Source organism: Rhizobium sp. BK313, assembly GCF_014193655.1.
Classification (GTDB): Bacteria; Pseudomonadota; Alphaproteobacteria; order Rhizobiales; family Rhizobiaceae; genus Rhizobium.
In genome coordinates this window covers 106824-119305 of sequence record NZ_JACHZQ010000004.1, presented here as the reverse complement: position 1 = coordinate 119305, position 12482 = coordinate 106824, and the positions used below count along the sequence as shown (strand labels likewise).

Below are 12482 nucleotides of genomic sequence, written 5' to 3'. Positions count from 1 at the left end.
TGAATGCACATTTTAATGACGTCGCTACGCGGCGGCAAACGACTTTCGCTGTCCGCCGCAGTTGTAGCCGCGCTTCTGACCGCACCGTCCGCTTTTGCTGACAACGCACCTCAGATCAAAATCGGTTCCGAAACCCTCGCTGGCGTGTCTTCACCGGGGCTCGCAAAATTCATGGGGGTCCGCTATGCCCAGGCCCCGACCGGCGAACTGAGGTGGAAACCGCCCGTGCCGGCTCCCGCGGAACCTGGAACGGTGGATGCAACAAAGCCCGGCGCCGGATGTCCCCAAGGCAAGAGCCCCTGGGGAACACCCTCCTCAGATGAAGATTGCCTTTTCCTCAACATTACCGTTCCCCATGATGATGCTGGCATGAAATTCTGGCAGCGGAAGCCGGTCATGGTGTTCTTCCACGGTGGTGGCTTCACCGGCGGCTCCGGCGACGTCTACGATGCCGACGCGCTGGCCAGGGAAAACAATGTCATCGTCGTGACCGTCAATTATCGCCTCGGAGCCCTGGGCTTCTTTGCCCACCCCGCGCTCGACGCTGAAGACCACGTCATCGCCAACTACGGTTTGCTCGATCAACAGCAATCGCTGCGATGGGTTCGCGACAATATCGCGGCCTTCGGCGGCAATCCGGATAACGTCACCATCTTCGGAGAATCGGCCGGAGCGATCGCCGTCTACACGCATATTGTTTCGCCGATGGCCGCAGGTCTTTTCCAGAAGGCGATCATCGAAAGCGGTGCGACTGCCGACGAAACGCTGCAGACCGCCGAGGATCAGGGCAAGACCCTGGCCCAGAAAGTGGGCTGCCCCGAAGACGCCAGCCCGGCCGCGGCCGAATGTCTGCGCAAGGCGCCTGTGGACACGTTGATTTCAGCGGAAGCAACGCCGATCGCGACGATCATCGACGGAAAGTTGCTGACAGGTCCGATCGCCGATTCCTTGAAAGCCGGAGAATATAATCGTGTTCCTGTCATCAACGGCACAAATCATGATGAAGGCAATCTGATCGCCGGCTTCATGTTCGACCTTTCCGGCGCTCCCCTTGCGGCCAAGGACTATGACAAGGCGCTGCAGGGCATCGCGTCTTTCATCCCACGGGTCGGTTTCACCGACGCCGCTATTCCGGCAGTCGCAAAGACATACGCACTTTCCAAATACAAGGTCCCAGGGCTTGCAGCAGCGCAGGTCATCACCGACGGCGTGATCGCCTGCCCGGCCTACGAGACCAACCGGATCATGGCGAAATATTCGCCGACTTTCGAATATGAGATGGCGGATACGGACGCGCGTTCGGTCGTCGCGCCGCCGATCAGTTTCCCCTATCGTGCCGGCCATTTCAGCGAGCTTCAGTATCTGTTCGATCTGAGCAGCATCACGCTCAAAGGAACGCCCGACATGACCGATGCCCAGAGGGCGCTCGGCAAGCAGATGCGTGCCTATTGGGCGAATTTTGCTCGCAGCGGCAATCCGAACGGAAAGGGCGTGCCTACCTGGCCGCAATTCGAGCAGGCGCAAGCCGGTCCCGTGCAATCGCTCAACAAGCCTCAGTCGCACAGCGTGAGCAACTTCGCTGCAGAGCACCAATGCGCCTTCTGGAGAAAGGTCGAACGGAAATGAGATTCCAAGAATGACGGCGACTAGAGCATCCCGCTTTCAGGTGGAATCACCTGCAAGCGGATAAGATGCTCTAGATTCAAAAGACTAGTGCGACCTTTGTGCGTTCAAATACACGCACGGCCCTCTAGGATTGGTCGCCGCCGTTCAAATCAATTACAGTTCAAATGGGCGAGAAACGCGGCGGCGGCGGGAGTCAACGCATCGATGCTGCGGACACAGACCATCAGCCGCCGTTCAGCCCAGCGCTCATCGAGCTTCAGGACCTTCACATTCAGTGACTCCGCATAGCTGGTAGCGACACTGTCCGGCACCACGGCTATCCCCAGTCCCGCGGCAACCATGCGGCTGATCGCATCGAAACCGGAGGTCCTGGTGCTCATGTGCAGGGAAACACCGAGATCGCTGGAAGCTCGAATGAGCGCGGTATCGATGGAACTGCCCTTTGGCGCACCGATATAATCATAGTCTACCGTATCGGCGAAGGTGACGCATTCTCTGTCCGCCAAACCATGGTCGAGGGGTACCAGCAGTGCGAGCCGGTCGGCGCGATAGACAAGCGAGGTAAGATCGGCAGGAACGATGACGTCGCCATAGATGCCGATATCGGCGGCATTGTCAGCGATCGCGCGCAAGGTATCGGGCGTCGTGCTTTCCTCAAGTTCTACGCGAACTTCCGGATATAAGGCAAGGAAACTCTTTAGATCTTCCGGTAAATATCGAGCCATTGCGGTTGCATTGGCCTGGACGCGGATAGTACCCCGCATGCCTGCTGAGAAGTCCTGCAGTTCGGCTTCAAGTTCGGCAACATTGCGCATGATCAGCCGCGCATGATGCAGAAGCGCCGAACCCGCGGCCGTCAGAAACATGCCGTTCGGCTTGCGCTCGAACAGCTTGATGTCGAAATTCAGCTCGAGGTCGGCCAGCCGTTTGCTGATGGCGGACGCCGCAAGGTGTTCCCGCTCGGCAGCCTTGGCCAGGCTCGTCTCCTCTGCCACCGCGATGAAAAGACTAAGTGTAATTAGGTCGACACGCGTCAAAAGATCCTCCCCCAGCGCCGTTCGCCGCGCTTTGGCGTGAACTATAGTCAATACAAGACCTTACGTCCAAACGATAATCCAATCGCGAGACCTTCGCCAACCACGCATGCAGGTTCACGAATTGGCAATGGCGTCCGTCACGCCGCCACGCCATCATATTGACGGACTCAAGGAGGCTCCACTGGGCACAGAGGACGGCCGGGTGGCAGAAGACAGGAATGGGAGGAATTCAGATGTATATCAATCGCCGTCATTTCATTGGCGGAGCAGCCGCGGCCGTTGCCGCCGCGACCATGTCATCCAGCGCTCTCGGCGCACAGTTTCGCTACAAGCTCGGTCACAGCACACCGGCCGATCACCCTTTCAGCAAACGCCTCGTTGAAGCGTCTGCCGAGATTCTCGAAAAGACTAGCGGACGCCTGAACATTCAGGTTTTTCCGAACAGCCAGCTCGGCGGCGACAACGATCTTCTGTCGCAGGTTCGCAGCGGCGCAGTGGAATTCTTTCCCGCCGCAGGCTTGATCCTCGCATCCGTTCTCCCCGTCACGGCCATCGACGGCATGGGCTTCGCCTTCCCGAACTACGATAAGGTTTGGGAAGCAATGGACGGGGATCTCGGCGCCTATGTCCGCACTCAGATCGCGAGCAACACCAATCTCGTCCCGATGAACAAGATGTGGGACCTGGGCTATCGGCAAGTCACCAACAGTGCGCGGCCGATCAACACCGCCGACGATCTGACCGGTCTGAAACTCAGGGTGCCGGGCGCCCCGCCGCTCGTCTCGCTCTTCCAGGGCCTCGGCGTTGCGCCGGTCAGCATGCAGTTCGGTGAAATCTACACCGCGCTGCAGACCAAGGTCGTCGATGGCCAGGAGAACCCGCTGTCGCAGATCGACACCGGCAAGTTCTACGAAGTGCAGAAATACATGTCGCTGACCAATCACGTCTGGGACGGTTTCTGGATCATCGCCAACGGCGCGGCCTGGAAACGGTTGCCGGAGGATGTTCAGAACGTCGCCAACACGGTCTTCAGCGAAAAGGCAGTTCTGCAGCGGGCCGATCTCGTCACGCTGAACCAATCGCTCGTCGACCAATTGAAGAGCAAGGGATTGGCAGTGAATTCGACGGAAACCGATTCCTTCCGTGCCAAGCTCAAGCAGGCAGGCTTCTATGCCAATTGGCGCAAGCAAATCGGAGACGAGGCATGGACCCGTCTCGAACATTACACCGGACCTCTGGGCTGATTGTAATGTCATGCGGTCCCAAGGACCGATGCTGATCTGGAGATTGAAATGACACGTGCTTTGGAAAGCCGGCCGCCCGGCCGCCGTCATCGCGTCAAGACCGCCGATGGCGTCGAACTCGAAGTCAGGGAATGGGGCGATCCCAATGGCCCTGAACTGCTGCTGGTCACCGGTGTTGCCCAAAGCTACCTGTCTTTCGTCAAGCAGTATGCGGCGCCGGAGATGCAGAAGTTCCGCATCATCTCCTTCGATCCGCGCGGTCATGGCCTTTCCGACAAACCTTTCGGCGATGAATGGTATCAGGACGGAAAGCGCTGGTCCGGCGAGGTGCAATCGGTCATCGACGCGCTGGGGCTTCGTAAGCCGGTCTTTGCCGGCTGGTCGCTTGGCGGACGTATCGTCCGGCAATATCTGGTCGACTACGGCGACGCGCAACTCAGCGGCGTCGCCTTCCTGTCCTGCCGTCCGGTCGAGGTGCCCGAGGTCATCGGCGCCGGCAATGCCGTCGTTCAGAAACTCGATATCGACGATCTCGGCAGCCGGATCGACGTCGCCTCCGCCTTTCTGCGCAATTGCTTCGGCCTGCAACCGGATGCGGAAGAGTTTGCCTTCGCGCTTGCCTATAACATGCTTTGCCCGTTCGAGATCCGCCAGCAGATCGGCAAATGGTGGACCGAGCCGGCGATTTCCGAGGCCGCCTTGCGGCGTGTCACAGTTCCAACACTCATTGTCCATGGCCGCGACGATATTCTGGTCCTCCCCGGTGCTGCAGACATCACCGCCAGACTTATCCCCCATGCGACGTTAAGCCTCTATGACGGGTGCGGGCACTCGGTCTTCTTCGAAGCCGCAGAGCGGTTCAATGCCGAACTGACAAGTTTCGTGGACGTCTGCAGTGATCCCGCATCCGCCGTCGCCACTAAGCAGCGGCGGACGCTGCCGGAAGCAGGTTGAGCAGGGAGGCTATCATGGCTGGAACGAACATCTTGACCGGCGAGACCATTCGAAAGCCGACGGACATCGATCAGAAGACTGGCTTGCTGACGACCGTCGACGAGCTCTTCCTCGGTACGCTGTCGGCGATAGCTGCCGTGTTGCTGGCCATAGAGATCGTCGTCCTTTTTCTTGGCATCGTCGCCCGCTATGTGTTCCATCATCCCCTGATATGGACCGACGAATTCAATTCCATCCTGTTCCTGTGGCTGGGAACGCTCGGCTCGGCGCTTGCCCTTCGGCGCTGGCAACACATGCGCATGACGACCTTCGTATCCATGCTGCCTGCTTCCTGGCAGGGTTATCTCTCGGGATTTGCGGTTTCCGTCGTCCTCGTCTTTCTGATCCTGTTGCTGCCGCCCTCGTTTGAGCATGTGCAGACGGAAGCCGGCGTCATTAGTCCCAGCCTTGAAATATCGATGTTCTGGCGTGCCGCTGCCATGCCGGTCGGTATCGGGCTGATGATCATCGCAGCGCTGCTGCGGCTTCGCACTATGCCTTTCAAGATTTCGATCATTTCGCTTGTTGTCGCAGTGATCGTTGCCGGCGCACTGGCTTTGCTGCAGTCGACCTTTCTCGACCTCGATCAGGCCAATCTGGCGATCTTCTTTCTCATTGGCGTCCCGCTGATGGTCTTTGTCGGCATCCCGATCGCCTTTGCCTTCGGCGCGGCCACCTTTGCTTATTTGACGCTCGGTACTTACGTGCCGCCCTCTATACTTGTCGCGCGCCTCGATGCAGGCATGTCGCAATTGCTTCTCCTGGCCATCCCGACATTCGTCTTCCTCGGCCTGCTGATCGAAATGACCGGCATGGCAGAGCGAATGATCGTCTTCCTGTCGAACCTGCTCGGCCACGTGCGCGGCGGGCTGCAATATGTGCTGGTCGCCGCGATGTATCTTGTATCGGGGATATCGGGCTCCAAGGCAGCCGACATGGCGGCGATCGCGCCGGCGCTGTTTCCTGAAATGGAAAAGCTCGGTAATGACCGCGCCGCCATGACTGCACTGCTGGCGGCCACCGGTGCGCAGACCGAGACTGTCCCCCCAAGCCTGATTTTGATCGCAGTGGGCTCAGTTACCGGACTTTCCATCGCTGGGCTGTTCACCGCCGGATTGCTGCCGTCCGCCCTGCTCGGCGTCATGCTGTGCGCCTTCGTCTGGTATCGCACGCGAAAGGCGCCGAAGAACGAGACAGCTTCGGTGAAGCGAAGTGTTCTGTGGAAGAGCTTTTTCGTTGCGTTGCCGGCGCTGGCGCTGCCCTTCGTTATCAGAAGCGCCGTCGTCGAAGGCGTGGCAACAGCCACCGAGGTTTCGACGGTGGGCGTCGCCTATACACTCCTCGTCGGCCTCTTCCTCTATCGGCAATTCGAATGGAAGCGCCTGTTTCCGATGTTGGCGGCAACCGCCTCGCTTTCCGGCGCAATTCTTTTCGTGACGGGCGCGGCAACGGGAATGGCTTGGGCAATCACCCAGTCCGGCTTCTCCCAGACCCTCGCCGACGCCATTGCCGCAGTTCCGGGCGGCGTACCGACCTTTATGGCACTGTCGATCCTTCTCTTCGCCATTCTCGGAAGCGTACTTGAAGGATTGCCCGCCATCGTGCTCTTCGGCCCGCTGATGTTCCCGATCGCTCAAGGTCTGGGGATCAACGATATCTACTACGCCATCGTGGCCATCCTCGCGATGAGCCTCGGCCTCTTCACCCCGCCTTTCGGCGTCGGCTTCTACATCACCTGCGCCATCGGGGGAGCAGATCCCAATCAGGCGATGCGCCATCTCTGGCCCTATCTCGCAATACTCACCGTCGGAGTGGTGATCATCGCGCTAGTGCCCTGGTTATCTATTGGCTTGATATAATAATTGAGGATAATCAATGCTTTCGCATAATGTTGATTATAGCGGAGAGCCACAGGCTCGTCCGAAGACACGCGTGGCGGTGCTGGACGACTGGCAGCGCATCGCCGAGCATAGCGCCGATTGGTCAGCGCTATCAGACCGGGCAGAGGTGGTATTCTTCCATCAGCCCCTCGGAACACCGAACGACATCGTCAAGGCACTTGCGGATTTCGACATCATCCTGGCGATGCGCGAGCGAACCACATTTTCCAATGATGTCATCGCCGGCTTGCCCCGTCTCAAATTTTTCAACATGACCGGCCGGCGGGCTCGAGGTCTGGACGAGATGCTCCGTCGTGGCATTATCGTTTCGATCACAGGCGGCGGCGAAGACGGTCAGGATACTGCCGAACACGCACTGGCGCTTATGCTTGCCGCCGTGCGCCGCATTCCGGAAGGCGATGCCTCCATCAAGGGCGGCGCATTCCTGGAAAATGTCCCGCCGGGTTTTCGCATGGCAGGAAAAACGCTCGGCATCCTCGGATTGGGTCTGATCGGCGGCCACCTTGCAAATTATTGTCGGGCGCTCGGTATGGATGTCATCGCCTGGAGCCGCAGCATGACCACCGACAAGGCCGCGGCTGCAGGCGTGGAGGCCGTTTCCATCGACGACCTCTTCGCCCGCTCCGACATCGTCTCGCTGCATCTCGTGCTTTCCCCGGAAACGGAAAAGATCGTCGGCCAGGCGCAATTGTCGCGCATGCGGGACGGCGCCATTCTGGTCAACACCTCCCGGGCACCGCTGATCGACGAGAAGCCGTTGATCGACGCTCTGCAGAACCGGCGCATTCAGGCGGCGATCGATGTGTTCAACGAAGAGCCCTTGCCGGCCGATCATCCTCTGCGCAGCGCGCCGAACGTCGTGCTGACGCCGCATGTCGGCTACGGCACACGCGAAATGTATCAAATTTTCTATCGCAACAGCATCGAGAACACTCTGGCGTTCCTCGATGGCGCACCCATTCGCCAATATTCGTTCGACAGACATCTGATGTAGTCCACGCGGCGTCTCCGCCCGGCCCGCAGATCATTGAGCATGTGAGGATTCGACTTGAGTAAACTGATGAACGACCCGCGCGACTATGTCGACGAGATGCTGGATGGACTGGTTCTGGCACATCCGTCCCTCGTCCGTCATGGGACAGGCGGACGCGTGATCCGGCGTGCCGACGGTCCAGTCACCGACAAAGTCGGAATCGTCTCCGGCGGCGGATCGGGGCATTTGCCGCTCTTCACCGGCTATGTCGGCCCGGGACTTTTGGACGCCTGCTCGGTCGGCAATGTCTTCGAGGGCCCCAACGTCGCCTCCTGCAGTGAAGCCATCGCTGCGGCCAATACCGGCAAGGGCGTTCTTTGCCTCTACGGCAACTACGGCGGAGACCGGATGAACTTCGACATGGCCTGCGAGATGGCCGAAATGGAAGGCATTGAAACCACGACCGTGCTCGGCACCGACGATATCGCCAGCGCTGAAGCCGATCAGATCGGACGGCGGCGCGGCGTTGCCGGCATCATCTATGCCTACAAGGCCGCCGGTGCCCTTGCCGAGGCCGGCGGATCGCTCGCCGATGTCACAGAAATCGCCCGCCGCACGGTGGAACGCACCCGCACCCTCGGCTTCGCCTTGGCGCCTTGCATCGTACCGGGCGCAGCCGGGCCGACCTTCGACTTGCCGGAAGGCGAGATCGAAATGGGTATGGGCATCCACGGCGAGCCCGGAATCTGGCGCGACCGCATGAAACCCGCTGACAGGATCGCGGACGAGATGGTCGAGCGGTTGCTTGCCAATGCGCCGGCAGCTGCTGGAACGCGCGTATCCCTACTGGTCAACAGTCTCGGCGCAACACCGCTGGAGGAGCTTTATATTCTCTATCGGCGCGTAGTCGCACGGCTCGACGCTGCCGGGATCGAAATCGTTTCGCCGCTGGTCGGCCGCTATACGACGTCGATGGAGATGGCCGGCGCATCGCTCAGCCTGTGCTTTGTTGACGATGAAATCGACCGCCTCGTTCAGGCGCCGGCCTCCTGTCCCTTCTGGAGGGTCGGCTGATGACGATTGCCGTTCCCGATATCCAGCACGCCGTTCAACGAGCCCAAGCCTGTTTTTCTGCGGCTGAAACTGAATTGAATGCAGCCGACGCAAAGCTTGGCGACGGCGATACCGGCGGTATGCTGAAACGGCTTGCCGATGGCGTAGCAGAAGTCGACCTAAGCGCCACTGACGATCTCGGCGCCGCCTTCATGAACCTTGCCAAGGCGGCCTCCGCTTCGACCGGCTCTAGTCTCGGCACTCTCGTCATGACGGCGCTGATGTCGCTCTCCAAAGCAACCCGCGGACAGACCACGCTTCCCGCCGAACGCATCCCGGAGCTTATCGCCGGCATCTGCGCCGCCATGCTGGCACGCGGCGGCGCGGCGATCGGCGATAAGACGGTGATCGACGGACTGCAGGCCGTTGCCGATGCACTGGGCGCCGCCGAGCCTTCAACCTACCGCGCCACTGCCGCTCGAGCGGCGCAAGAAGCACTGGAGACCTTTCGCGACCGACCCAATCGCATCGGCCGTGCCCGCCTTTACGGCGAAAAGAGCAGAGGCCTGGACGATCCGGGAATGCTCGCTCTCAGCAAATTTTGTTCGGCGCTCGCAGCCAATGAACCGGCAGAAAAGCCAGCAACTTTATAAAGAAGGACAATTGCCTTGACCACGACCAACAGCATCAAGAAGGCCATTGCGGAACAACGAAAAATCCGCGGCCTGCATCTGACCTTTCCTCATGCCGGCATCATCGAGCTTCTCGCGATCATCGGTATCGATTACGCCTATCTCGATGGCGAGCACGGCGCTTTCGACAATCGCGATCTCGAATATGCCTGTGTGACGGCCGAGCGCCACGGCATTACCGCCATCGCGCGGGTTCCCGATCCCTCCGCAGCGACGATCTGCAGATTCATGGACCGCGGCGTGAAAGGCATTGTCGTCCCTCATGTCGACTCCCCGGCGGACGCGAAGGCCGTTGTCGACGCCGCTTACTACGGTCCGATCGGCAATCGCTCCTTCGGCGGCAACCGGCCGAAATTCACGGCAGGTATTCCGGATATGCCGGCGCACATGGCCCAATCCAACGAGGACATCTGCGTTTCGATCATGATCGAGACGGTTGGCGCGCTCGAGGCGGCCGGTGATATCGCCGCCCTGCCCGGCATCGATTATCTGAGCTTCGGCATGATGGACCTGGCGCAATCGCTGGGCCATCCCGGCAATCCGAAACATCCGGACGTCGTTGCCGCCGTCGAAGACGCGTCGCGCCGCATCCGTGCCGCCGGCAAACCTGTCCGCGAGGATTTCGTCCAGGTCGGCTGGATCAATGACTTGATCGTGCGCGGCGCAAAGCAGTTTTTCGAAAAAGCGGAGTAGCACGGATGGAACAGGCTGATCTGGAGACGGCAATACGACTGCTGAGCGATGCGGCAAAAAGCGGTGAATGGCTTCGAGAATTGCCCGCTGCCAGCAAACCACCGTCCATTTCCGAGGCGCTGCAGATGCAGGAGTCACTTGTCGCACGGCTCGACGGAACTGTCAGCGGCTGGAAGGTGGCGACTGACGCCTCCTCAGGTGCGTCCATGTGGGGCGCCATCTTCGCAGCGGATTGCCTTGACTCTCCGGCAAGGATCGATGGCCGGATGTATGCGCCGCTGGGTGTCGAGGGCGAGATCGCCTTTCGTTTCGACCACGATCTGCCAAGCCGGACAGAGCCCTATTCCCGTTCCGAGATCGAAGCCGTCGTGACGGCCTTTCCGGCAATCGAAATCGTATCGAGCCGTTTTATCAGCTACCAGGACACGCCTGTCCTCGATCGGCTTGTCGACCGCATGTCGAACGGTGGCTTGGTGATCGGAACGCCCCGTCCGGACTGGCGCGATATCGATCTCTCCACTTTGCGGGTGACGCTGAGCTGCGACGGCGTGACCATTCTCGACAAGATCGGCGGGCATGCACGCGTCGATCCTCTACTCCCCGCCCTGGATTTCATCCACGCGGTCCAGGCACGCAAAACCTTCAAGGCTGGAGATGTCATCACGACGGGCACCTTCACCGGTTTGGTCTTCGGAAAGGCGGGTCAGCATTTCACCGTGGAGTTCCATGATTTCGGCCGCATCGACCTGACCTTTAATGAAACGGCGGAACACCGTTGAGGAAGACCGAGGAAGACCATGGTCAAATTTGAATTCAGGAATCCAACACACATCGTTTTCGGTGAAGGCCAGATTGCGGCCTTGCGGAACCTCATCCCAATGGGAACGCGCGTACTCCTTCTCTACGGCGGCGGTTCGATCAAGCGCAATGGCGTCTATAACCAAGTACTGGCTGCGCTCGAAGGCTGCAAGCTGGCGGAATTCGCCGGCATCGAGGTCAACCCGCACTATGAGACGATCCTGAAGGCGGCCGAGGTGGCGCGTCAGGCTAACGTCGGCATTATCCTGGCGGTTGGCGGCGGCTCGGTGATCGATGCGGCAAAATTCCTCGCCTCCGTCGTCACTGCCGAAAATCGCGATCCGTGGGACGATTTCGCCGCAGGCCGATACCCGCAGGAGATCCTGCCGGTCGGCTGCGTCCTGACGCTGCCCGCCACCGGCTCCGAGAGCAACGCCGTATCGGTGATCTCCTCGATCGAACGCGATTTGAAGATACCTTTCGCCAACGAAGCCGCACGGCCCACATTCGCGATCATGGATCCCGCTACCATGGCAAGCCTGGACAAGCGCCAGCTCGGTAACGGCGTCGTCGACGCCTTTACCCACGTGGTTGAGCAATATCTCACCATTCCCGGAAATACACCTGTCCAGTACGGCTACAGCGAAGTATTGCTTCGCACATTGATTGAATGGGGACCGAAGCTGCTCGAAGACAATTCCGCCGAAGCGCGCGAAAATGTCATGTGGGCCGCCAATCAGGCGCTCAACGGCTTGATCGGTACCGGCGTGCGCCAGGATTGGTCAACCCATATGATCGGCCATGCCATCACGGCGATCTATGGCATCGATCACGCCCGCACTTTGAGCCTGGTGATGCCTTCGCTCTTGCGGTTCAAAGCCGATAGGAAGCAGGTGATGCTTGCCCGCTATGCCCGAAACGTTTGGGGCATTGCCGCAACGGATGACAAGATGGCGGCGGAACAAGGCATCGATCTGACCGAAGGGTTTTTCCGTCAAATGGGTTTGCCGGTCAAACCGGCTGATGTCGCCCCCATCGAAATCTCCCCGGACGACGTCATCGCCCATCTGCAGCGGGCCGGGCAGATCCGACTCGGCGAAATGGCCGATATCACGCCGCTGCAGGTGCGTGATATTTTGGTACATGCGGCCAGCTAACGCCGCACTTCGCGTCAACCCTCGATGTAGCGAATTTCGTCCTGTTCTACGGTGTCGAAGAGCCGGAGACAGGGAAGCGGACGCACCGTCTTCTCACTGCGGGCAAACATATCCAGTTCACCTTAATCAGCTCGCGAACCGCGATTTGCTGATGACAGGACGGTCTTTCTCTGCGAGAAAGACAGTGATGAGAGACAGGGGCGCCCGTCGCATGACGGGCTGAGAAGCACCCTTTGAACCTGAACCAGATAATGCTGGCGGAGGGAGTCGCTCGGGGTTTCGGTGCGCTGCATCGTCACCCCTACGCGTCTCGCC

11 protein-coding genes and 1 riboswitch are annotated in these 12482 nt (G+C 59.8%); of the genes, 10 read left to right on the top strand and 1 reads right to left on the bottom strand.

The window, feature by feature from the left end; genetic code table 11:
* Positions 1-3 precede the first annotated feature (3 nt).
* On the top strand, positions 4-1626 hold the full coding sequence (locus tag FHT86_RS20870; protein ID WP_133709395.1) for a carboxylesterase/lipase family protein: 1623 nt from the start codon (positions 4-6) through the stop codon (positions 1624-1626).
* A gap of 149 nt (positions 1627-1775) precedes the next feature.
* Here FHT86_RS20870 and FHT86_RS20865 read toward each other — a convergent pair whose 3' ends face one another.
* On the bottom strand, positions 1776-2663 hold the full coding sequence (locus tag FHT86_RS20865; RefSeq protein ID WP_166656889.1) for a LysR substrate-binding domain-containing protein: 888 nt from the start codon (positions 2661-2663) through the stop codon (positions 1776-1778).
* A 233-nt stretch (positions 2664-2896) separates the two neighbouring features.
* Here FHT86_RS20865 and FHT86_RS20860 point away from each other — a divergent pair, with 233 nt between their 5' ends.
* From FHT86_RS20860 to FHT86_RS20820, 9 genes are read left to right on the top strand one after another with little or no spacing between them, the layout of a single operon-like run.
* Positions 2897-3907, top strand: coding sequence for a TRAP transporter substrate-binding protein (locus FHT86_RS20860; RefSeq protein ID WP_133709393.1), 1011 nt, complete (start codon positions 2897-2899; stop codon positions 3905-3907).
* A gap of 48 nt (positions 3908-3955) precedes the next feature.
* The gene (locus FHT86_RS20855) at positions 3956-4861 is read left to right on the top strand and encodes an alpha/beta fold hydrolase (RefSeq protein WP_133709392.1); all 906 of its coding nucleotides are present in this window, start codon (positions 3956-3958) and stop codon (positions 4859-4861) included.
* A gap of 14 nt (positions 4862-4875) precedes the next feature.
* Positions 4876-6759 (top strand): TRAP transporter large permease subunit, encoded by a 1884-nt coding sequence (locus FHT86_RS20850; RefSeq protein ID WP_133709391.1) that lies wholly within the window; start codon positions 4876-4878, stop codon positions 6757-6759.
* Between the two features lie 16 nt (positions 6760-6775).
* Positions 6776-7795: a D-2-hydroxyacid dehydrogenase family protein gene (locus FHT86_RS20845; RefSeq protein WP_133709390.1), complete on the top strand. Its 1020-nt coding sequence runs from the start codon at positions 6776-6778 to the stop codon at positions 7793-7795.
* A 54-nt stretch (positions 7796-7849) separates the two neighbouring features.
* On the top strand, positions 7850-8848 hold the full coding sequence (locus FHT86_RS20840; protein ID WP_133709389.1) for a dihydroxyacetone kinase subunit DhaK: 999 nt from the start codon (positions 7850-7852) through the stop codon (positions 8846-8848).
* The gene (locus FHT86_RS20835; protein WP_133709388.1) at positions 8848-9480 is read left to right on the top strand and encodes a DAK2 domain-containing protein; all 633 of its coding nucleotides are present in this window, start codon (positions 8848-8850) and stop codon (positions 9478-9480) included. The genes FHT86_RS20840 and FHT86_RS20835 overlap by 1 nt, the downstream gene beginning before the upstream one ends.
* A gap of 15 nt (positions 9481-9495) precedes the next feature.
* On the top strand, positions 9496-10212 hold the full coding sequence (locus FHT86_RS20830; protein ID WP_166656888.1) for an HpcH/HpaI aldolase/citrate lyase family protein: 717 nt from the start codon (positions 9496-9498) through the stop codon (positions 10210-10212).
* A gap of 5 nt (positions 10213-10217) precedes the next feature.
* Entirely contained in the window at positions 10218-10991 is a 774-nt protein-coding gene (locus FHT86_RS20825; RefSeq protein WP_133709386.1) for a 2-keto-4-pentenoate hydratase, read from the top strand.
* A gap of 18 nt (positions 10992-11009) precedes the next feature.
* Positions 11010-12167: an iron-containing alcohol dehydrogenase gene (locus tag FHT86_RS20820; RefSeq protein WP_133709385.1), complete on the top strand. Its 1158-nt coding sequence runs from the start codon at positions 11010-11012 to the stop codon at positions 12165-12167.
* Positions 12168-12353: 186 nt separating this feature from the next.
* Positions 12354-12450, top strand: a riboswitch (TPP riboswitch).
* Positions 12451-12482: the final 32 nt, after the last annotated feature.